The organism is Zhengella mangrovi, assembly GCF_002727065.1.
Lineage (GTDB): Bacteria > Pseudomonadota > Alphaproteobacteria > Rhizobiales > Rhizobiaceae > Zhengella > Zhengella mangrovi.
The window spans coordinates 162,611-184,423 of sequence record NZ_PDVP01000001.1; the positions used below are offsets into that span (position 1 = coordinate 162,611).

21 protein-coding genes are annotated in these 21,813 nt (G+C 65.7%); 9 read left to right on the top strand and 12 right to left on the bottom strand.

Features of this window, described 5'->3' with window-relative positions; translation table 11 throughout:
* The first annotated feature begins 265 nt into the window (after positions 1–265).
* The 4 genes from CSC94_RS00805 (at position 266) to CSC94_RS00820 (ending at position 4,763) form a co-directional block, all read left to right on the top strand.
* The gene (locus CSC94_RS00805; protein ID WP_099302782.1) at positions 266–1,486 is read left to right on the top strand and encodes an argininosuccinate synthase; all 1,221 of its coding nucleotides are present in this window, start codon (positions 266–268) and stop codon (positions 1,484–1,486) included.
* A 39-nt stretch (positions 1,487–1,525) separates the two neighbouring features.
* Entirely contained in the window at positions 1,526–2,695 is a 1,170-nt protein-coding gene (locus tag CSC94_RS00810) for a hypothetical protein (RefSeq protein WP_099302784.1), read from the top strand.
* 2 nt (positions 2,696–2,697) lie between these two features.
* Positions 2,698–3,285, top strand: a complete 588-nt coding sequence (locus CSC94_RS00815) for a protein-S-isoprenylcysteine O-methyltransferase (protein ID WP_245408215.1) — start codon at positions 2,698–2,700, stop codon at positions 3,283–3,285.
* 200 nt (positions 3,286–3,485) lie between these two features.
* Positions 3,486–4,763 carry a TAXI family TRAP transporter solute-binding subunit gene (locus tag CSC94_RS00820; RefSeq protein WP_165784282.1) on the top strand — a complete coding sequence of 426 codons (1,278 nt, stop codon included), beginning with the start codon at positions 3,486–3,488 and terminating at the stop codon, positions 4,761–4,763.
* On the opposite strand, the gene CSC94_RS00825 is transcribed toward CSC94_RS00820, so the two are convergent.
* Positions 4,748–5,974, bottom strand: a complete 1,227-nt coding sequence (locus tag CSC94_RS00825; RefSeq protein ID WP_205853200.1) for a multidrug effflux MFS transporter — start codon at positions 5,972–5,974, stop codon at positions 4,748–4,750. The genes CSC94_RS00820 and CSC94_RS00825 overlap by 16 nt on opposite strands.
* Positions 5,964–6,425: a MarR family winged helix-turn-helix transcriptional regulator gene (locus CSC94_RS00830; protein WP_099303905.1), complete on the bottom strand. Its 462-nt coding sequence runs from the start codon at positions 6,423–6,425 to the stop codon at positions 5,964–5,966. The genes CSC94_RS00825 and CSC94_RS00830 overlap by 11 nt, the downstream gene beginning before the upstream one ends.
* Before the next feature lie 133 nt (positions 6,426–6,558).
* Here CSC94_RS00830 and CSC94_RS00835 point away from each other — a divergent pair, with 133 nt between their 5' ends.
* Positions 6,559–8,622: a M3 family metallopeptidase gene (locus CSC94_RS00835; RefSeq protein ID WP_165784283.1), complete on the top strand. Its 2,064-nt coding sequence runs from the start codon at positions 6,559–6,561 to the stop codon at positions 8,620–8,622.
* Between the two features lie 91 nt (positions 8,623–8,713).
* Here CSC94_RS00835 and CSC94_RS00840 read toward each other — a convergent pair whose 3' ends face one another.
* The 10 genes from CSC94_RS00840 to CSC94_RS00885 all read right to left on the bottom strand — a co-directional run bounded on the left by CSC94_RS00840 (position 8,714) and on the right by CSC94_RS00885 (position 18,724).
* The gene (locus CSC94_RS00840; RefSeq protein ID WP_099302790.1) at positions 8,714–9,748 is read right to left on the bottom strand and encodes an aspartate-semialdehyde dehydrogenase; all 1,035 of its coding nucleotides are present in this window, start codon (positions 9,746–9,748) and stop codon (positions 8,714–8,716) included.
* Between the two features lie 326 nt (positions 9,749–10,074).
* On the bottom strand, positions 10,075–10,929 hold the full coding sequence (gene zupT, locus CSC94_RS00845; RefSeq protein WP_099302792.1) for a zinc transporter ZupT: 855 nt from the start codon (positions 10,927–10,929) through the stop codon (positions 10,075–10,077).
* Positions 10,930–10,938: 9 nt separating this feature from the next.
* Entirely contained in the window at positions 10,939–12,051 is a 1,113-nt protein-coding gene (gene leuB / locus CSC94_RS00850) for a 3-isopropylmalate dehydrogenase (protein ID WP_099303907.1), read from the bottom strand.
* A gap of 144 nt (positions 12,052–12,195) precedes the next feature.
* Positions 12,196–13,503, bottom strand: a complete 1,308-nt coding sequence (locus tag CSC94_RS00855; protein WP_099302794.1) for an NAD(P)H-dependent oxidoreductase — start codon at positions 13,501–13,503, stop codon at positions 12,196–12,198.
* Positions 13,504–13,530: 27 nt separating this feature from the next.
* The gene (locus CSC94_RS00860) at positions 13,531–13,920 is read right to left on the bottom strand and encodes a hypothetical protein (protein WP_099302796.1); all 390 of its coding nucleotides are present in this window, start codon (positions 13,918–13,920) and stop codon (positions 13,531–13,533) included.
* Between the two features lie 10 nt (positions 13,921–13,930).
* Positions 13,931–14,311: a RidA family protein gene (locus tag CSC94_RS00865; protein WP_099302798.1), complete on the bottom strand. Its 381-nt coding sequence runs from the start codon at positions 14,309–14,311 to the stop codon at positions 13,931–13,933.
* A 236-nt stretch (positions 14,312–14,547) separates the two neighbouring features.
* The gene (gene leuD, locus CSC94_RS00870; protein WP_099302800.1) at positions 14,548–15,153 is read right to left on the bottom strand and encodes a 3-isopropylmalate dehydratase small subunit; all 606 of its coding nucleotides are present in this window, start codon (positions 15,151–15,153) and stop codon (positions 14,548–14,550) included.
* 110 nt (positions 15,154–15,263) lie between these two features.
* Positions 15,264–16,433, bottom strand: a complete 1,170-nt coding sequence (locus CSC94_RS00875; protein WP_099302802.1) for an NAD(P)/FAD-dependent oxidoreductase — start codon at positions 16,431–16,433, stop codon at positions 15,264–15,266.
* A gap of 30 nt (positions 16,434–16,463) precedes the next feature.
* Positions 16,464–18,041: a sensor histidine kinase gene (locus CSC94_RS00880; protein WP_099302804.1), complete on the bottom strand. Its 1,578-nt coding sequence runs from the start codon at positions 18,039–18,041 to the stop codon at positions 16,464–16,466.
* On the bottom strand, positions 18,038–18,724 hold the full coding sequence (locus CSC94_RS00885) for a response regulator transcription factor (protein ID WP_425356500.1): 687 nt from the start codon (positions 18,722–18,724) through the stop codon (positions 18,038–18,040). Before CSC94_RS00885 ends, CSC94_RS00880 begins: the two co-directional genes overlap by 4 nt.
* A 322-nt stretch (positions 18,725–19,046) precedes the next feature.
* Here CSC94_RS00885 and CSC94_RS00890 point away from each other — a divergent pair, with 322 nt between their 5' ends.
* The 4 genes from CSC94_RS00890 to CSC94_RS00905 all read left to right on the top strand — a co-directional run bounded on the left by CSC94_RS00890 (position 19,047) and on the right by CSC94_RS00905 (position 21,812).
* Positions 19,047–20,036, top strand: a complete 990-nt coding sequence (locus CSC94_RS00890) for an HpcH/HpaI aldolase/citrate lyase family protein (protein WP_425356494.1) — start codon at positions 19,047–19,049, stop codon at positions 20,034–20,036.
* Positions 20,033–20,239: a DUF1737 domain-containing protein gene (locus tag CSC94_RS00895; RefSeq protein ID WP_099302810.1), complete on the top strand. Its 207-nt coding sequence runs from the start codon at positions 20,033–20,035 to the stop codon at positions 20,237–20,239. Before CSC94_RS00890 ends, CSC94_RS00895 begins: the two co-directional genes overlap by 4 nt.
* Positions 20,233–21,384, top strand: a complete 1,152-nt coding sequence (locus tag CSC94_RS00900) for an amidohydrolase (protein ID WP_099302812.1) — start codon at positions 20,233–20,235, stop codon at positions 21,382–21,384. The genes CSC94_RS00895 and CSC94_RS00900 overlap by 7 nt, the downstream gene beginning before the upstream one ends.
* A 77-nt stretch (positions 21,385–21,461) precedes the next feature.
* A complete protein-coding gene (locus CSC94_RS00905; RefSeq protein WP_205853201.1) occupies positions 21,462–21,812 on the top strand; it encodes an SH3 domain-containing protein in 351 nt (116 codons plus the stop codon).
* Position 21,813: the final 1 nt, after the last annotated feature.

The window sequence follows — 21,813 nt, forward strand, 5'->3', positions numbered from 1 at the left end:
CAAGCCGCGCCGCGACACACCCTCCGGTGCCGGCCAGGACGTCGATTCGAATCATTCAAACACGCAATGAGTGTAGCCAGGATTGTCGCGCTTGCCAGATGCAATCTTTCGTTTATTCCGTTTCCGGTCCTTCGGGTCCGGGTGACCGTCGGCCATCCGTGGGTCTTACGCACTGGTGTTTTCTCCGCTAAAAGGCGCGATCAGATGGATCCGCTGCAGTCCGGCAGGGACCGCGCAATTGAGGCAAATTGAAGAAGTCTGCGACATGGAAAAGTGGAAAGACGTGAAGAAAGTGGTGCTGGCCTATTCCGGTGGCCTGGACACCTCCATCATCCTGAAGTGGCTGCAGACCGAGATCGGGGCAGAGGTGGTCACCTTCACCGCCGACCTCGGGCAGGGCGAGGAGCTGGAACCCGCGCGCCGCAAGGCCGAGATGCTTGGCATCAAGGATATCTACATTGAGGACCTGCGCGAGGACTTCGTTCGCGATTTCGTCTTCCCGATGTTCCGCGCCAACGCCCAGTACGAAGGCGTCTACCTGCTCGGCACCTCCATTGCACGGCCGCTGATCTCCAAGCGCCTTGTCGAGATTGCCGAGGAAACGGGCGCCGACGCGATCGCCCACGGCGCCACCGGCAAGGGCAATGACCAGGTCCGCTTCGAACTGTCCGCCTATGCGCTCAATCCCGATATCAAGGTCATCGCGCCCTGGCGCGACTGGTCGTTCAAGTCGCGCACCGACCTGATCAACTTCGCCCAGCTGCACCAGATCCCGGTCCCCAAGGACAAGCACGGCGAGGCGCCTTTCTCCGTAGACGCCAACCTTCTGCACTCCTCGTCGGAAGGCAAGGTGCTGGAGGATCCCTGGGTCGAGGCGCCCGAATATGTCCACATGCGCACCGTGTCGCCGATGGACGCCCCCGACCAGCCGACCGAGATCACCGTCACCTTCAAGCGCGGTGACGCCGTCGCGCTGAATGGCAAGGACATGAGCCCGGCCACCCTGCTCGCCGCGCTCAATGACCTCGCCCGCGACAACGGCATCGGCCGCATCGACCTGGTCGAGAACCGTTTCGTCGGCATGAAGTCGCGCGGCGTCTACGAAACGCCCGGCGGCACGATCCTGCTGGCCGCGCATCGCGCCATCGAATCCATCACGCTCGACCGGGGTGCCGCTCACCTCAAGGACGAGCTTATGCCGCGTTATGCCGAGCTGATCTACAACGGCTTCTGGTTCTCGCCGGAGCGCGAGATGCTCCAGGCGCTCATCGACAAGAGCCAGGAGGACGTGGAAGGCGAGGTTCGCCTGAAGCTCTACAAGGGCAACGTCATCGTCACCGGCCGCCAGTCGCCGAAGTCGCTCTATTCGGATGAACTGGTCACCTTCGAGGACGACCACGGCGCCTACGACCAGAAGGATGCGGCGGGCTTCATCCGCCTGAACGCGCTGCGGCTGCGCACGCTGGCCAAGCGCCGCCGGAGCTGATTGGATCCGTCCGACCGCGACGGGAGAGGAACTGATTCGATGCCGGAACAGGTCAGAACACGTCTGGTGCTGTGCTTCCCCGGCTTCGAACCGGTCCCCGTCGAAGCGCATCGGCGCCGCTTCGAGCGCGAAAGCGCCAAGGCGGCGCCGCATTACGGCGCTACGGTGCATGTCGGCGAGGCGGAGATCGAGCGCGGCCCGGTCGACGTCGGCGTTTTCGGCGTGACCGCTGAAGGTGACGGCTGGCGGACCGAGACGACAATGGTCGTCTATGGTCTCGCGGGCCTCAACGCCATGTACGACGAACGCCCCTTTGCGACCCGGCTTCTGACCGGGCTTCAAGGCTATGCCGATTACATCCTGTCAGGCGCCTTCGTCCGCTATGCACGCGTGGCCTGGCGCTATTTCGTTTTCGTCATCTATCCGCTGATCCTGCTGGCCCTGGCCGTTCTGGCCGGAGGCCTTGTCGCCGGCCTCGTCAGCCTTTTCTGGAGCGGAATGCCGGCCGCCTTCGGGTGGCTGGTCGTCCTAGCGGCGGTGATTGCCGTCTTCTGGCGCGCCGGGAAACGGCTGCATCTCATGCTGTTCATCGATGACTGGGCCTTTTCCCGCGATTTCGTGCGCCAGCGCAATCCCGGCGTCGAGGCCAAGCTTGCTCATGTCTTCGCCGATGCCCGGCGCAGGGTCGGCGCAAGTGAAGCTGACGAAATACTCGTCGCCGCGCACAGTTTCGGCGTGCCGACGGCAGTCCTCGCCCTGTCCGACCTGATCGCCAACGTGCCGCGCGCGCGCTCCGCCCGGTTGCTGACGGCTGGATCCAGCCTGCTGAAATTCGCCCTTCATCCGGCCGGCAAGCGGTTCCGCGAAGCGGTCGCCGCCATCGTTGCCAATGACACGCCCTGGCTGGACGTCCAGTCGCTGACCGATCCGCTGCATTGCTTCGGATCCGATCCCGCGCGCATGTTCTCGTCCGGGGCGGGGGAACGGCAGCGCACCGCCAGGATCCGGTTCCGCAGCCAGTTGTCGCCGGAAACCTACAAGGCGATCCGCCGCGACATCTACCGGGTGCACCGCCAGTTCGTGTACGGTGTCGAGAAACGCTCGCCCTACTCGTTCCACATGATCACGGCCGGACCGGAAGATTTCACGGACGTCGTGGAACATGGCGGACTGTCCGAAACCTGGTCCTTCCCCGGGAGAGAGGCATAGCCGTGAATTTCTACATCCTTGGCCGCATTGTCTGGGGCATCCTGGCTGTTGGCTGGTACATCCTGCGCTACCCCCACGAGCGCAGGGTCAAGAAGATGAAGCTGTCCGTCGACAGGAAGCCCGGCGCCGAAAGGCGCAGGCTCGCGCTGTCGATCACGGGCATCGGCGTCATCCCGGTCATCTATGCCGTCACCGGCTTTCCCGCCTTCGCCGACCGCCCCGCCTGGCCGCTCACCTTCTGGCTCGGCACGATCGTCGCCGTCGCCGCGCTGGTCATGTTTCATCTCACCCACAAGGCGCTCGGCCGCATGTGGAGCGTTTCACTGCAGCTGAAGGAAGACCACAAGCTGGTGACCGAGGGTGTCTACGCCCGGGTCCGCCATCCGATGTATTCGGCCTTCTGGCTCATGGCGATTGCCCAGGCATTGCTCCTGCCGAACTGGATTGCCGGGTTCACCGGGATCTTCGCCTTCGGATTCCTTTTCTTTGCCCGCGTCGGCCCGGAAGAACGCATGATGGAAGAGGCCTTCGGCGACGAATGGCGCGCCTATGTCGCGCAGACCCGGCGGATCATTCCCGGAATCTGGTAACGGCCACCCGAAATGGCATGCCGGACGCGAACCGGCGATCTTCCCGTCCCGTATCACCTGTATATAGTGATGTTCTGTCATAACCAGCGGGGGATGGGACGCTGAACGCGCCGGAACGCAACTTCAAGGGAAGCCGCCGCCCCCGGCTGGAGGCCAACCGGACCTCGGCGGGGCGGCGCGCGGTTTCTGCCGGCCTCCTCGTGCTCACCCTGGCGCTCGGGGTTTCCGGTGTCGCCGGCTGGTGGTGGATCAACCGCGATCATGCGCCTGTCGTCCTCACGGTGGGGTCCGGGCCCTACGGCTCGGATTCCAACGTCCTGATGCGTCACATCGCCGAAGTGGTGGAGCGCCATAGCCATACGCTGCGCCTCGCCGTCCGCTCGACGCGCGATCCGTCGGAAAACATCGCCAGGCTCAACACGCGCCAGATCGATCTCGCGGTGATCCGGGCCGACACGCCGGTGGTCTCCGACGTCCGGATGATCGCCGACCTGTTTCCCGACTATTTCCAGATCGTGGTGCGCGATTCCGCCCCCGCGCGGAAAGTGGCGGATCTTCCCAGGCTGCGGGTCGCCATTCCCGAATTCGGCACCGATGCCTTCCGCTCGTTCTGGGTGCTGGCCGATCACTACGATCTTCCTGTCACCAACGACTACTGGCGCTCGGTTCCTTTCGGCCAGGCGACCGCCGGCCTGCTCTCCGGCCGCTACGATGCGCTGTTCACGGTCCGCTCGCTTCGTGACGAGACCCTGCTGCGCATGTTCGGCGACGCCCAGCTGAAATCCATCCGGCTGCGGTATATCCCCGTCGAACAGGCAGCGGCCATCGCGCTAAAGCGCCCCTTCCTGCGTCCCGAGATCATGCCGGTCGGCGCGTTCACCGGCGCGGCACCGGTGCCAGAAGGCCAGACGCCGACCGCCGCCGTTGAACGCATCCTCGTCAGCCGCGCCGACATTCCCGCCGAGGCCATCCGTGAACTGACGTCGATCCTGTTCGAGCATCGCCTCGACCTGACGATGCGTTTCTCCCTTGCCTCCGCCATCAGCAAGCCGGACCTGCAGCGCGGCCTCAACGTGCCGCTGCACGATGGCGCGGCTGCCTTCTACGACCGTGACGAGCCGAGCTTCATCCAGCAGAACGCTGAACCCCTGGCGCTCGGCGTGACCCTCCTGGCCATGGCCTTTTCCGGCCTTCTTGGCCTGCGGCGGCTGATGACGAACAAGCAGAAGAACCGCGCCGACGTCTACAACTACCGCCTGCTCGATCTCAACACGCGGGCACGCACCGCCACGTCCCGCGACGAGCTGGCAACCTTGCGCGACGAGCTCGATGCCATCCTGGAAACCGTTGTCGTGGCGCTGGACACCGACGAAGTGACCGACGAGGGATTCCAGTCCTTTTCGCTGCTGTGGGAGAGCGTCCGCGATACGCTTCGCGAACGCCGGGCGGACCTGGAGGCTGCTCAGGCGTCGGCCTGACCGGCGATGCGGAACCGGTACAGCGCGTAGCAGACGCAGGCCGACAGCCCCATGAACGGGATCAGAGTTGCCATCGCCTTGACCGGGTCGCCCATAAGCGCGCCGATCGAGCCCATCGCCAGACCCATGCCCATCTGCAGGAAGCCCATCATCGCCGAGGCCGCGCCGGCCATCTGGCGGAACGGGTGAAGGCAGATCGTCGTCACGGCCGGCATCACGAAGGCGATGCCGATGGCGTAGAGCGCGACCGGCCCCATGACGCGCCACAGGCTCGGCTCAACCACGTGCATGGCCAGTTGCCCCAGTCCGCCGAGCGCCACGAGCACGAGGCCGGGCACGACCAGGCGTTCGGCCGGAATGCGGGCCATCAACGCCCGCACGACCAGCGCACCGATGAAGAAACTGCCTGATTGAAGCACCATCGACAGGCCGAACTGTGCCGCCGTCAGCCCCACGCGCTCCATCAGGATGAAGGGCAGGAACGTCGCCTGCGCATAGAGCGCACCGGAGGTGAAGGCCATCACCAGAGCGGTCGTCATGAAATGGCTGTTGCCGAGCAGCAGGAGATAGGCCGAGGCCAGCGAGCGCGGTCTCAGCCGGCTCATGTCCGGGACGACCGTTTCGCGCATCGAGAAGATGACGGCAGCGAAGACGACAATGCCGAGCAGCGCCATCAGAAGGAAGATCGCATGCCAGCCCGCCGCCTGCATGGTGAAACCGCCGATCGTCGGCGCGATGGCCGGCCCGAGCGCCAGCATGATCCCGATGAGGTTCATGATGCGCGATGATTGCTCATGGTCGAACAGGTCACGCACGATGGCCCGCGAGATCGCTACGCCTGCCGACGCGCCGATCCCCTGCAGGAACCGCGCCGCCAGCAGGATCTCGATGCCGGGTGCCCAGACAGCCAGCAGGCTGGCCGAGACGTAGATCGCCATGAAGATCATCATCACCGGCCGACGCCCCAGCGCGTCCGACAGCGGGCCGCCGATCAGCTGGGCAAAGGCGAAGCCGGCGAAATAAAGCGCCAGCGTCATTTTGACCGCCGATTCGGTCGTCCCGAAGGCGTGGACGATCTCCGTCATGGCCGGCGTGTAAAGCGCCATGGACACCGGTCCAACGACCACGAACAGGGCACCCAGCAGGGAGACCTTGCGTTCGCTCATCACCGGAATGGAACCGGCCCCGGTCGCCGTCGCTTCATGCCGCATCGCTGGCCTCCGCCGCGCGATCGCCGAGGTTGGACCGGACCCGTTTCAACGCATCCTTCAGCCATTCCCATTCCTTGTCGTCGAAGCCGGCGCTGGCCTGGGCGCGGATCGCCCGCCCCGTCGCCCCGATGGCATCGAGCACGGCGTCGGCAGCCGGCAGCAGCGTGACGATCTTGGCCCTTCGATCGCAGGGGTCGGCACTGCGCTCGATCAGCCCCTTGGACTCCAGCCCGTCGAGATGGCCGGAAAGCGTCATCGCCTCGATCCCGATCTGCTCGGCCAGGCGGTTCTGCCGCACCGGGCCGATACGCGCCGCGAAGGCCAGGACGCGCGCTTCGCCCGGGGTCACGCCGATCCCGGATTGCGAATGCGTGCGGTCCATCGAGGCGCGGATAAGGCGCGAGATATCGTTCACCAGGAAACCCAGCGCGTCGGGATCGATGCCCGGCATGAGCAGCTCCAATAGTAAGGGGTCCTTATAATAAGGATGTTTTAGTATTTGGTGCAACGAAGTCAAGCGTTGCCAGAACCCGCTTCCGTCCCTACATCGGGAGCGTCCTCATCCCGCTTCGGAGAATCCGGCCGTGTCGATCGATCTCGCTTCCCATCCGCTGACCGCCTGGAATGGCCCCATCGGGCTGCCCGACTACGGCGCCATCCGCACCGGCGACTTTGCCCCGGTCTTCGAGGCGGCCTTCGCGGCCCACAACGACGAGATCGCCACCATCATCGCGAATCCGGCACAACCGACGATCACCAACACGCTTGCCGCGCTGGAACTCGCTGGCGAGCCGCTCGGCCGCGTAGCCTCCATTTTCTGGGGATTGGCCGGCGCCCACACGAACCCCGAGATCCAGAAGCTGGAACGCGAACTGGCGCCGAAAATGTCGCGGCATTTCTCGGCCATTTCCATGAATGCCGAGCTGTTCGCCCGCATCGACGACCTATGGAACCGCCGTGCAGACCTGGAGCTTGACGCTGAAACGGCTCGCGTCCTGGAACTGACCTGGAAGGGCTTTGTCCGCTCCGGCGCAAAGCTCGACGAGACCGGCAAGGCACGGCTGGCGGAAATCGGCGAACGCCTGGCGGGCCTCGGTGCCGCCTTCGGGCAGAATGTCCTGGCCGACGAGGCCGGCTGGGCCCTCTTTCTGGACCACGCCGATATCGAGGGCCTGCCGGAGTTCCTCGCGACCGCCATGGCCGAGGCCGCGGAGAGCAGGGGCGAAAAGGGGCGCTATGCCGTCACGCTGTCCCGCTCGATCTACGAACCCTTCATGACGCTGTCGCCGCGCCGCGACCTGCGCGAGAAGGCCTTTCATGCCTTCACCATGCGCGGCCAGAACGGTGGCGAGCACGACAATGCGGCCATCGTCGCCGAGACCCTCGCCCTCCGCACCGAGAAGGCCGCGCTGCTCGGCTACGACACCTATGCGGCGCTCAAGCTCGACAACACAATGGCCAAGACGCCCGGGGCTGTCATGGACCTGCTCGAACCCGTCTGGGAAAAGGCCAGGTCCAAGGCCGGCGAGGACGAGGTGGAGCTTCGCCGCCTGGCCGCCGCCTCCGGCCATAACCACGAGATCGCCGGTTGGGACTGGCGTTACTTCGCCGACAAGCTGCGGGCCGAGAAATACGCCTTCGACGAGACGGAGCTGAAGCCCTACCTCCAGCTCGACAGCATCATCGCCGCCTGTTTCGACGTTGCCGGCCGCCTCTTCGGCCTTTCCTTCGAGAAAAAGCCGGAGTTGAAGGCATGGCACGATGACACCCGCGTTTTCGAGATCCTCAACGGCGACGGCACGCCGCGCGGCGTCTTCATCGCCGATTACTTCAACCGGCCGTCGAAGCGCTCGGGCGCCTGGATGAGCGCGCTGCAGTCGGCCCACAAGCTGGGCGGCGGCCAGCGGCCGATCATCTACAACGTGATGAACTTCGCCAAGCCGGCGCCTGGTGAAAAGGCGCTGCTGTCCATGGACGAGGCCCGCACCCTGTTCCATGAATTCGGCCACGCCCTGCACGGCATGCTGACGGAGGTCACCTGGCCGTCGATTTCCGGGACATCCGTCTCGCGCGATTTCGTCGAACTGCCGTCCCAGCTTTACGAGCACTGGCTGACCGTGCCGGAAGTACTCGAAAAGCATGCCCGCCACGTCCGGACGGCCGAACCCATGCCGCGCGCGCTGATCGACAAGCTCACCGCCGCACAGGCCTTCGACCAGGGGTTTGCCACCGTGGAGTTCACCGCTTCCGCGCTGATGGACATGGCCTTCCACCAGCGCAAGGATGCGCCCGCCGATGCGATTGCCTTCGAGGCGGAAACGATGGAGCGCCTCGGCAAGCCGGACGCCATTGCCATGCGTCACCGCACGCCGCATTTCGCCCACGTGTTTGCCGGCGACGGCTATTCAGCCGGCTACTATTCCTATCTCTGGTCGGAAGTTCTCGACGCCGACGCCTTCGCGGCCTTCGAGGAAACCGGCGATCCCTTCAACCCCGACCTGGCGGAAAAGCTGAAGACGCACATCTACGCGGCCGGCGGTTCCGCCGATCCGGAAGCGCTTTACACCGCCTTCCGCGGCAAGATGCCCTCGGTCGACGCCATGCTGAAGGGCCGCGGCCTGGCCGTGCATTCCGAACGCGAGATGTAGCACCTGTCGGTCCGCCGCAGACGGGGCCAAAGAAAAAGCCCGGACGGTGACGCCCGGGCTTTTGTCTGGATTGGACCGGAAGTGAAACGGCTCAGGCGGCCTGCTTCTTCGGCTGGATCAGGCCGCGCGCGACCAGCAGTTCCGCGATCTGCACGGTGTTGAGCGCCGCGCCCTTGCGCAGGTTGTCGGAGACCACCCACATGTTGAGCCCGTTCTCGATCGTCGCGTCCTCGCGGATGCGCGAGATATAGGTGGCGTCTTCGCCAGCCGATTCGTGCGGCGTGATGTAGCCGCCGTCCTCGTGCTTGTCGATCACCTGGCAGCCCGGAGCCTCGCGCAGGATGTCGCGCGCCTCGTCGGCCGTGATCGGCTTTTCGAATTCCAGGTTCACGCTTTCCGAGTGACCGATGAAGACCGGCACGCGCACCGCGGTGCAGGTCACCTTGATCTTCGGGTCCAGCATCTTCTTGGTCTCGGCCAGCACCTTCCATTCTTCCTTGGTGTAGCCGTCTTCCATGAAGACATCGATATGCGGGATGACGTTGAAGGCGATCCGCTTGGTGAACTTCTTGGATTCCACCGGGTCGGAGACGAACACCGCGCGCGTCTGGTTGAACAGCTCGTCCATGCCTTCCTTGCCGGCGCCGGACACCGACTGGTAGGTCGAAACGACGATGCGCTTGATCGTGGCGGCATCGTGCAGCGGCTTCAGAGCGACGACGAGCTGGGCGGTCGAGCAGTTCGGGTTGGCGATGATGTTCTTCCTGCGGAAGCCTTCCACCGCGTCCGGGTTCACTTCCGGGACCACCAGCGGAACGTCGGCGTCGTAACGCCAGGCCGAGGAATTGTCGATCACGACGCAGCCCTGCGCGCCGATCTTCGGCGACCATTCCTTGGAGATCGATCCGCCCGCCGACATCAGGCAGATGTCGGTATCGGAAAAGTCGTAGGAATCGAGCGCCTTCACCTTCAGCGTCTTGTCGCCGTAGGACACTTCCTGGCCGACCGAGCGGCGCGATGCCAGCGGCACCACTTCATCGGCGGGAAAGCCGCGTTCTTCCAGGATGTTCAGCATTTCACGGCCCACGTTGCCCGTGGCGCCGACGACTGCAATCTTGAAACCCATGTTTTTTGTCCGTCCTTGGATCGGGTGTCGCTTCCCTTTTCGCGTCCGGCCCCGGCATGTCCGCCGCGGGCCTTTCGCCTTCCCGGTCTGTCCCGGGAAGCGTCAGGGATCAGGCCAAGAAGGGTCAGACCGTGATGGCGGTCGTTTTTTTGGCCGTGGTTTTGGTGAAGCGGGGCGCACGCATGACGTCGGCCGGTGCCGTCACCGTCCCGCTGGTCATGAATGCAATGAGGAATCCGCGCATCGGTTCCGTTCCCGTTTTTCCACCCGCGCTTTTACGGGCTTTCGCGAAAGAGTCAATTGCGCCGATGGTGGAGCCGATCCTCTCAGCGGAACAGCACCAGGCTGGTCGCGATGATCGCCATGCCGGCCACCATGCCGTAGACCGTCTCGTGCCCGTGGGCGTAGCGCCGGGCCGCCGGCAGCAGTTCGTCCAGCGACAGGAACACCATCGCACCGGCGATCACGCCGAAGACGGCCCCGAACACGGCATCCGACAGGAACGGCGCCAGGAGCAGGTAACCCGCCAGGGCACCCACTGGCTCCGCCAGCCCGGAACCGGCCGAGGCGAGGATCGCCTTCCACTTTGACCGCGTGGCGTAGAAGACGGGCACGGCGATCGAGACCCCTTCTGGAATGTTGTGGATCGCGATTGCCGCGGCGAGCGGCAGGCCGACGGTCGGATTTTCCAGCGTGGCGAAGAAGGTCGCCAGGCCTTCCGGCAGGTTGTGCGCGGTGATGGCCAGCGCAGCCATCAGCCCGACCCGCTTCAGGACGCGTTCGTTGTGATGGTGCACCATGGTGACGTTCGCCACCGGCCGGTCGGGATCCTGCACCGCGCTTTCAACGGCTTCGCTGTCCATCGACGCATGCGGATTGGGAACCAGCCGGTCGATGGCCAGGAGCAGCGCAACGCCGGCAAAGAACCAGGCGGTTGCAAGCGCATAGGCCGCCTTGTCACTGCCCATGGCGGCCATGAACGCGTGTTGCGACTTCACGAAGATCTCGACCAGCGAGACGTAGACCATGGCCCCGGCCGCGAACGCGAGGCCGAAGGCCAGGAGACGGGTGTTGGTATGGCGGGCAAAGACGACCAGGAACGAGCCGATCACCGTCGCGAGGCCGGCACCGACCGTGATCGCGAGGGCAATCAGGACATTTGGTGTGAAAAGCTCCGCCATGCGCCTCCGTCAGGCTGCCAGTGCCTTGAACTGGGCCAGAATGGCATCGCCCATGTCCGAGGTCGAGACCTGCGTGCACCCTTCAGACATGATGTCACCCGTGCGCAGGCCCTGGTCGAGCACGTCGGCGATCGCCTTCTCCAGCCGGTCGGCATGGTCGACCATGTTGAAGGAATAGCGCAGGCACATGGCGAACGAGGCGATCATGGCGATCGGGTTGGCAATGCCCTTGCCCGCGATGTCGGGCGCCGAACCGTGAACCGGCTCGTACAGCGCCTTGCGGCTGCCCGTCTTCGGGTCCGGCGCGCCGAGCGAGGCGGACGGCAGCATGCCCAGCGATCCCGTCAGCATGGCGGCTACGTCCGACAGCATGTCGCCGAACAGGTTGTCGGTGACGATGACGTCGAACTGCTTGGGCCAGCGCACCAGCTGCATGCCGCCGGCGTCCGCCAGCATGTGGGTCAGCTCGACGTCGGAATACTTCGCCTTGTGGGTCTGGGCGACCACTTCCTTCCACAGCACGCCGGACTTCATCACGTTGTGCTTTTCCATCGAGCAGACCTTGTTGGACCGCGTCCGCGCCAGCTCGAAGGCAACGCCCGAGATCCGCTCGATCTCGAACGTGTCGTAGACCTGGGTGTCGATGCCGCGCTTCTGGCCGTTGCCGAGATCGATGATTTCCTTCGGCTCGCCGAAATAGACGCCGCCGGTCAGTTCGCGCACGATCAGGATGTCGAGGCCCTCGACCACCTCCGGCTTGAGCGACGAGGACGACGCCAGCGCCGGGTAGCAGATCGCCGGGCGCAGGTTGGCGAACAGTTCCATTTCCTTGCGCAGGCGCAGCAGGCCGGCCTCGGGGCGCACCTCGTAGGGAACGCCATCCCACTTGGGTCCGCCGACGGCGCCGAACAGCACCGCATCGGCGGCCATCGCCTTGGCCATGTCCTCTTCCGAGATCGCCTGGCCGCAGGCGTCGTAGGCCGATCCGCCGACGAGGCCTTCCTCGGTCTCGAAGCCGGCGCCGAGCTCGGCGTTCATGTAGGCGATGAGCTTGCGCACCTCGGCCATGGCCTCGGGGCCGATACCGTCGCCGGGGAGAAGAAGAAGCTTGCGCGATGCCATGGGCGTGAAGACCTCCGAAGTCGTGAAAGGATATTGCGCCTTGCTATCCATGGAAATGACGCAAGGCAAGCCGCAATAGGCCATTGCGGCGCGCAAAGGGTCCGCATTGGCCCCGGTTTCCGGCGCTTTCGGTCCGCGGCAGGTTCAAACCGCGGCCATGGCTTCTGTTTCGGCCCTGAGATCGCCCGTGAGGCCGGGGGCGGGCGCTTCGACATCGCCACGGGTCACGACGGTGCCCCGCGCGACCGCCCGTGTCATCCGCAAGCCGTGCGCCAGCCCGATGGGAAGGGCGCCAAGCGCCACCGAGCGGGCCGCGGGCAGGCATTTTCCGTAAACCGTGTATCCGCCTTCCCCGTCCAGCATGTCGCCGGGCTTCAGGTCGCGCTTGGCCACCGCGACCGCATCGGCCCGGAACGCCAGTGATTGCCCGGTCGGTTCGCCTCGCAGCGCCGCCGAAAGAACGGAAATGCCCAGTTCCATGCCGATCAGGTGAAACGGCTTGTACATGGCCGCGTAGAGACCGGTCGAATCCGTCGGCAGCCCGTACTGGCGGAAGCAGGCGGCGGAATAGGCATTCGGCGCCTTCAGCACGACGTAGACACCCCAGCGCAGGTTGCGGAACACCGGCCGGCCATCCCGTTCGAGCGACGAGACCACTTCCACCACGCCTTCGCCCCCGACCTGGCCACCCTGGCGGGACGGCCGCAGAACGTGGGCGAGATCATCGACGCCGCAGGGCGGGAAGGCCAGCCCGTCGTCGGGGGCGGAGAGCCCGCAGGCATTGGCGATGGCCGCCATCTCGATGGCCGACTTGGTCCCGTCGAGAAACGAGTTGAACATCTGGCTGTTCATCCCGGCCGCCTTCGCTTCTTCCGGCGTCAGCCCGTAGTGGCTCCACACCTCGTCCGGCGTCACGTGATGGTAGCTCGGCAGGTATTTCGTGCCCTTGCCTGCAGCCTGCACCGTGAACCCGGCCGCGCGCGCCCAGTCCACCATCTCGGCCACCAGGGCCGGCTGGTCGCCATAGGCCATGGAATAGACGACACCGCGCTGCCGCGCCCGTTTCGCCAGCGCCGGACCGCAGAGCACGTCCGCTTCCACGTTGACCATCACCACGTGCTTGCCTGCGTCGATCGCCGCGACGGCGTGGGCGGCCCCGGCCGCGGGATGGCCCGTCGCCTCGATGACGACATCGAGCGCCTCCAGCTGCGCGAGCGCCGTCCCGCTGTCCAGGAAAAGCGTCGTGCCGATCCGGTCCTCGTCCCAGCCGACGGCGCGGCATGCCGCGCGCGCCCGGTCCGGATCGAGATCCGCGATGGCCGCGATCTTGAGGCCGGCCATGGTCGGGACCTGCGACAGGAACATGGAGCCGAACTTGCCGGCACCGATCAGGCCGGCGCGAACGGGCTTGCCGGATTCGGCCCGCTCAAGGGCCAGGCGATGAAGGTTCATGTGTTCTCCCCCGATGATGGTATGGGTTCAGCCGACGGGTTCCAGACGCGCCCTGGCATCCTCGAGACGGTGAGTCCGGTTCAAGATGACAACATGCTTGTCATCAAGCAACGGCCTGTCCGGGATCGGCTCGGCCACGACGCCACCGAAGCGTGCTTCGTGCACCAGGACCGGGCGCCCGCCGATCAGGCAGACAACCTCCAGCGCGCGGCTGTCCCTTTCACCCGGCCGGTCCCGGTAGCCCCATGAAAGGCCGCCCGACACCGAAGCATTGCCGAAGACCAGCACCTTGCCCTCGGCATCGGTCGCGGTTTCCAGGCATGACGAGCAGAAATACCAGGGATAGCGGGCGAAATGGCGCTGCGGCGCGCCGCAACCCGGACAGAAATGCCTGGTATCGTTCGGTTGTTCGGTCATGCGGCAATCCCTATCGGCGCTTCCTGGCGGTCACCTCGATTTCAACCTTCATTTCCGGCTTGATCAAGCCCGCGATGACCATGGTGGCAGCGGGCCGGATGTCACCGAAATGCTCGCCTGTCACCTTGAACACCGCTTCCGCATGGGCCGCGTCCGTCACGTAATAGACAGCCCGCACCACGTCCTCCAGCGAGAAACCGGCTTCGCCCAGTGCCGCGCCGATCGTCGCGAAGGCATTGCGGGCCTGCTCGTCCACGCTCTCCGGCATGGTCATCGTGGAATAGTCGTACCCTGTCGTTCCGGACACGAAACAGAAATCGTCATCGACGACGGCCCGCGAATAGCCGGCCTGTTTCTCGAATGGTGACCCGGTGGAGATGCGTGTGCGCATGGCGTGGTTCCCTTGACTCTCTCGGCAAAGCTGGGGTCCTGTTGCTTGCGTCATTGCGCCGTGACGATGGCAGCCACGACGCGCCGGACCAGCGGATTGATCACCAGAAACTTGGGAAAGGCAATCGGCGGGGAGGGCGGGCAAGCCCCGGTCCACAGCCCGGGCAGACCCCGGGCTGGCAGGATAGGCGGTTGGAGACGGGGCAGGGCGTCCCCGGGCAGGAACCGGCGCCAGGCTCAGGCCCAGGGGCGGGTCTCGGCCGTCTTCTTCTCGAAATTGTCGATCGCGGACGACTTTTCCAGCGTCAGGCCGATGTCGTCGAGGCCGTTGAGCAGGCAGTGCCGCTTGAACTCGTCAAGGTCGAAGGTGATCACGCCGCCGTCCGGGCCGCGGATCTCCATCGCTTCGAGATCGACGGTCAGCGTGGCATTGGCGCCGCGCTCGGCATCGTCCATCAGCTTGTCCAGCTCGTCCTGGCTCACCTTGATCGGCAGGATGCCGTTCTTGAAGCAGTTGTTGTAGAAGATGTCGGCGAACGACGTCGAAATCACGCAACGGATGCCGAAATCGAGCAGCGCCCAGGGTGCATGTTCGCGCGACGAGCCGCAGCCGAAGTTGTCGCCCGCCACCAGGATCTGCGCCTTGCGATAGGCCGGCTTGTTGAGCACGAAATCCGGGTTTTCCGTCCCGTCCTCGTTGTAGCGCATCTCCGAGAACAGGCCCTTGCCAAGCCCGGTGCGCTTGATCGTCTTCAGGTAGTCCTTCGGAATGATCATGTCCGTGTCGATGTTGACGATCGGCATCGGTGCGGCAACGCCGGTGAGCTTGGTGAACTTGTCCATGTCGGGTTCCCTGAAAACTGAATGCAGTGCCTTTAGCAAAGGCCGGGCAAATTTCAAAGGGGCTCGGCACACCGCCCCGCGTTTCACGTGAATCGCAAGCGGGCAGGAGCTCAGATGACGTTGAGTTCGCGCAACGGCCGCTTCGCGCCGACCCTGTCGTGCGAAAAGCGGGACAGGTCGATGCTGCGATAGGCCCCGTGCATGAGCAGTTCGGCGATGGCATTGCCCGCTGCCGGCGCCTGCTGCAGCCCGTGCCCGGAGAACCCGTTGCAGAACCAGAAGTTCGAAATCTCCGCATGAGGCCCGATCACCGCGTTCTGGTCCAGACGGTTGAAGTCGTAATGGCCCGCCCAGGCGCGACCCGGCTTGATCGCCTCGAAGGCGGGAACGCGATGCGCCAGTGTCGGCCAGATCACGCTGTCGAACAGCTCCCAGTCCGGATCGAAATCGTCCGCGGCGGGCCGCGGGTCGTCTGTTGTGTCTTCCGCCCCGCCGGCGATGTAGACCGCGCCCTCCGGCCGGACATAGACACCGGAAGGGTCGACCATCAGCGGCATGTCATCGAACCGCTCGCGGCATTCGAAGACGAAGACAGAACGCTTGCGTGGCTCCACAGGCAGGTCGATGCCCGCCATGGCGGCAAGATCGCCGGCCTGCGGCCCCGCCGCGTTGATGAACAGGCCGCAGTCGTAGCGGTTGCCGTCGTCAAGCGTGACCGAAGCGACCTTTCCGCCGGTTATCTCCAGGCCGGTGACGGTCGCGGTGATGAGGTCCACGGTGCGGTCGCGCAGCGAGCGGCGGAACAGCGACAGCAGGTTGTGCGCATCGAACCATCCCTCCCCGCTGACCCCGTAGGCACCGGCCGCGAGGCCGTCCGGATTGAGCCAGGAAAAGCGGCGAGAAAGCGCCGGACCGTCTTCGAGCAGGATCGGCGCGCCGGCCGCTACCTGCGTCGCGTGGTTGGCCTGCAGGATCGGCAGCCCGTCGTCGCTGGCCAGGATGAGATAGCCTTTTTCCCGGAACGCGATGTCGGCATCGGCGCCGAAATGCCGGGTCAGGTCACGGAAGAAATCGAGCGTGAAGCGCGACAGCGCGATGTTCTCGGCAATCGAGAACTGCTGCCGGATCGAGGCGCAGGACAGCGTCGTCGCCGCACGGGAAAATCCCGGATCGCGCTCCACCAGCGCGATGGACCCGCCAAAGCCGTGTTCGCGCAGGAACCAGGCGATCGAGGATCCCACGATCGCGCCTCCGGCGATGACGACGTCATATGATGGCATTCCGCAGTCTCCACGTGAGGCCGGCCCAAATCAGGCGCTTCGGCCGAGCGGTAGTGTCAGCAGAAAGCAGGCGCCTTTGGAAGAGGGGGCAAGCGAAATCGATCCACCGTGCGCCTCCGCCATCGCGCGCACGATGCCGAGCCCCATTCCGGTCCCGCCTTCCGCCCGGCGGGTGGTAAAGAACGGATCGAAGACGCGTTCGCGGTTCTTCTCCGAGATCCCCGTCCCGTCATCGGCGATGGTCATCTCGGCCATCGCGCCGGCACGCTTCACGGCGATCGAAAGCCTGGCTGCGCCATGCCGCGCCGCGTTGTCAGCCAGGTTGCCCAGCATTGCCGCCAGGTTGTCGGCGGAAATCCGCAGGCCGAGGCGCTCCGGATCGTCGATGTGCAGAACGAGACCATGACCATCGAGCGCCCGCACGATCCGCTTGTCCAGCCGCGTGCTCTCGTCGCCGGTGATCGCCGTTTCAGCCCGCGCCAGGTCGCGCAGCTTGCCGGTCAGCAGGGCCAGGCGTTCGGTTCCGCTGACGATCGTATCGAGGAACCGGCGCCGCTCCTCGCCGGTCATGTCATCCCCGCCATCGCGCAGCAGTTCCGCGGCCCCCTGGATCGAGGTCAGCGGCGACTTGAGTTCATGCGTCACATGGCTGGCAAAATTGGCGACGTGATCGGAACGCGCCTGCAACTGCCGCGCCATCGCCAGGAAGCTGTCCGACAGCTCGGCCATTTCCGCCGTGCCGTGGTGGGCCAGCGGCTGCATTGCCGTGCGGTCGCCCGCGGCAATCGCGCGGGTCCGTCCGGTCAGCTCGATCAGCGGCCGCGTCAGCGTGCGCGCAGCCACGAAACCCAGTCCCGTCACGGCCAGCACCACGACGACCCCCGCGAGCAACAGCTTGCCGCGCTCCTGGTAGAAATGCTTGACGATGTTGCTGGGCGTTCGCGAGGCATAGACGACCCCGGCGACATGATCGCCGAAGACGACCGGCATGGCCACGAAGACGCGGACCTTCGTTCCCCGCGAAACCGAGTAGAGCGGCGGGTCTGGACTGTCGGACACCCGCATCCGCATCGCGCTGGCCGGCACGCCCGCCAGCGCCCGCTTCACTTCCGCCACGTGGGCAAGGGAAAGGCCCTTTTCATCGCGCCCGGCAATGACAACCCCGCGCGGATCGAGAATCCGGAACCCGGCGAGCGTCTTGTCCTGGGTCCACCCGAGAACGGCATCCAGGCGCGTGCCGATACGCTGGTAGGCAGGCGATGGGGGACTGTCGGCCGGTCGTCCATCCTCGCGCCGGCCCAGGATGTGGTCGGTGGCCAGATCAAGAACGGGCGAAACCGGATGATAGGGAAAATCGTCGCCGCCACCGGCCGGCGCCGGTTTACCCGGCGTATCGGCCGGGATGTCCGCCTCTTCCAGCATCAGCCGGTAGATCGCGGCAATCGCCGCCGACTGGCCGATGAGTTCGCCCTCGGTCTGGTGAATCAGCTGGTTCTCGTAGACGCGGAAAAAGAACAGGCCGGTCAGCGGAAGCGCCGTCGCGGCAATCAGGATCGCGGCGATGACCAGGCGGACCGGCGGCCGCCATTTGCGCGGCACGTCGCTCATGCCGGAACGCAGGCGCCCAGGCGAAAGCCGACGCCGTGAACGGTCTCGATCACGCCGGGGCAACCCGCGGACGCCAGCTTTGCCCGGATGTTGCGGATGTGGCTGTCGATGGTTCGGTCCGACACATGGATGTTCCCGTCGTAGGCCGCCTGCATGATCTGCTCGCGGGTGAAGACGCGCCGCGACCGTTTCAGGAACAGCAGGAGCATGTTGAACTCCAGCGCTGTCAGGTCCAGCACCCGCCCGTCGAAGAGCGCTTCGCGCGATTCAGGATCGAGCGCCAGCCGGCCATGGGCCAGAACGGTGTCGGCAGGGACGGGCGACACGCCCCGGGCGCGCTTGAGGATCGCCTTGACCCGCGCCACCAGCTCGCGCGGCGAAAACGGCTTGGTGACGTAATCGTCACCGCCCATTTCCAGCCCGAGAATGCGGTCGACCTCTTCATCGCGGGCCGAAAGGAACAGGACGGGCGTTTCCGAATGCCGGCGGATTTCGCGGCAGACGTCGAGACCGTCCAGTTCCGGCATGCCGACATCCAGCACCACCAGGTCGGGGGTGGTTTCGGCGAAACGGACCAGTGCCTGCGCCCCGTCCCCGGCTTCCGCCACGGTCATGCCGGCCTTTTCAAGCGTGAACCGGATGACATCGCGGATTTGCGGGTCGTCATCAGCGACGAGAATCATTGCGCTCACCGGTCTGTTGTCCTTCTTCGGATTGCGGTGCTGGCAGCGAGGAGGCTGAAACCAGGCTTATCGCGCAATTGGGGTGAAAGCGAGCGCAAGCGCAAGATCCGGGAGTGCCGGTCATGCGGAACGCTTCGATGGACGCGGATCTGCCGGGCGCGGGACGCGCAGACGCGCGGGCCGGACCGCATCGCACGGGTCAGCGGCGGGGAAAGCGGAAAGCCACCAGCCGTCAGCGAGAAGACGGTCGGGCAGGTGGCGGCGGAGGATCGAGAGGTCGGGTGTCGTTTTCATGCCGCCATCCTGACCGGCAGGCTTGCAGATGCCGGGGCACGAAGGCGGACTTGTTCCGCAGGCCATGTGCAGATTTTCTGCAGCCGGGCTTGCCGTGGATCGGAAGGCACGGCTAGATCAGGCCATGACGACAAGCATCCATCGACCCCGCCGCACCGTGCTCTACGTCCCGGCCTCCAATGCCAAGGCCCTGGCCAAGGCGCCGGCGCTTGCCGCCGATGCTGTGATCTTCGACCTGGAAGATGCCGTTGCCCCCGGCGAAAAGGAAGCGGCCCGGGAAGCCTTGCGCCAGCATTTCCGCGAACACCGCCAGGCGGCGCAGGAGCGGATCATCCGCATCAACGCGCTGTCCGGCGAATGGGGTGCGGAGGATCTGCTGGCGGCGCGTGCCTGCCGTCCGGACGCCATCCTCCTGCCCAAGATCGATGGCCCGGAAGGCGTTCTCGACGCCGCCGACGCCCTGACCGAAACCGACGCCCCCGATGCGATCCGCCTGTGGATCATGATCGAGACGCCGAGGAGCCTGTTGAACCTGCCCGCGCTGGCAGACCTCGCCCGCCAGCCCACCGCGCGGCTCGACTGTTTCGTTGCCGGCACCAACGACCTCGTCAAGGACACCGGCATCGCCATGTCGCCGGACCGCGAATTCCTGCGCCCGCTCCTGCTGCAGATGGTCCTGGCCGCCCGCGCTGGCGGCGTCACCGTGCTGGATGGCGTGTCCAACCAGTTCCGCGATCTCGACGCCTTCGCCGCCGAATGTGCGCAGGGTGCCCGCCTCGGCTTTGACGGCAAGACGCTGATCCACCCGGCCCAGATAGACCCCGCCCGCTCCGCCTTTTCACCCTCGATCGAGGCCGTCGAGGAGGCGCTCGCCATCCGCGCCGCCTTCGCCGAACCGGCCAACGCTGGCAAGGGCGTGATCTCGATGGACGGGCGCATGGTGGAACGGCTTCATCTCGACCAGGCAGAACGCCTCCTGGCGCGCGCCGGTCATGCAACGGAGACCCCGCAGGAATGAAACTCTATCGCTTCCTCACCGGACCCGATGATTCCAGCTTCTGTCACAAGGTGACGCTGGCGCTCAACAAGGGCTGGATGCTGCACGGCTCGCCGTCCTACGCCTTCAACGCGGAAACAGGCGCCATGCAATGCGGGCAGGCCGTGGTGAAGGAGGTCGACGGCATCGACTACGACCCCGGCATGAAGCTCGGCGAATGGTAAATCCCGCGCTCATCGACGCCCTGACGGATCTGCGCCGGCAATTGCACCGTCATCCGGAAGTGTCCGGCGACGAGAGCTGGACAGCGGCCCGCGTCGAGGCCGAACTGGCGCAATGCGCGCCCGGCACGATGATCACCGGCCTTGGCGGTCACGGCGTCGTCGCCGTCTGGGATTCCGGCCGGCCCGGCCCCTCGGTCATGATCCGCAGCGAACTCGACGGCCTGCCGATCCTCGACAAGGCCGACGTCGCCTGGCGCTCGGCAATCGAGGGGCGCGGCCACCTGTGCGGCCACGACGGCCACATGGTCATCCTGCTCGGTCTCGCGCGTCGCCTGCATGAGCACCCGATCACCCGCGGACGCGCCATCCTGCTGTTCCAGCCCGCCGAGGAAAACGGCGCCGGGGCTGCGGCCATGCTCGCCGACCCGCGGTTTTCCGTCGTGAAACCGGACATGGCCTTCGCGCTTCACAACCTCCCCGGCATGGCCACGGGCGCGGTTGCCGTGCGCACCGGGCCGATGTGCTACGCGTCCGAAGGCCTGTCGATCCGCCTCACCGGCCGCACGGCCCATGCCAGCCAGCCGGAGACGGGCCTCAGTCCGGCGGCAGCCATGTGCGAACTGGTATCCGCCCTGCCGTGCCTGCCCGAAAGGCTCGGCCATCCGGCGAGCGAATCGCTCGTCACCCTGGTGCATGCCCGTCTCGGCAAGGAGGCCTTCGGCATCGCGCCTGGCGAGGCCCATGTCATGGCCACCCTGCGCGCCATCGACAACGGCAAGCAGAATGCGCTGATGCGAACGGCCCGCGACCTGGCCGCCGAAATCGCGTCCCGTCACTGGCTGGAACTGGCGCTGGAAACCGCCGACGGCTTTGCCGCCAACGTCAACGACGCGGAAGCCGTGGCCTGCCTGGAAAGGGCCTTCACGGAGCTGGCGCTGGAAACCGTTGCCCTGGACCGGCCCTTCCGCTGGTCGGAGGATTTCGGCCGCTTCGGCCTGGCCTGCCCGACGGCCATGTTCGTCCTGGGGGCCGGCGAGGACCAGCCGCCGCTGCACGCGCCCGATTACGATTTCCCCGACGGCATCATCGCGCCCGGGATGGCTGTCTTCGAACGCGTTCTGCGCGACCTTTGCGGCGGCGATTGACTCCTGTCAACGCGCGGACGGCCCGGGAAGATGATCCTCGGGATTGAGCCGATAGGCTGAAGGCAAAGGAGATGAGCATGATACGCAGGATGGTGATGACAGTGGCCGTGGCGGCGTTTGCCGGTCTGGCGGCTGCGCCGGCATCGGCGGGGGATTGCACCGGCTATGTCGTCGGCGTACGCCCGATTTCCCAGTACGACCACGATCGCGGCAACGGCTTTCTGGCCGTGCGGACGGGGCCGGGAACGCGCTACCGCCAGATCGGCGAGCTTTATGCCGGTGACGAGGTGTCCGTCTGGAACTTCGAGAACGGCTGGTACGAGGTGGCCTGCATGGCGGGCGACTGCACCGAGCCCTATTGGGGAAGGCCGAGCCCGCGCGGCTGGGTTTCGGCCCGATACATCGACGCTCAGGGCGTCTGCCCGTAAC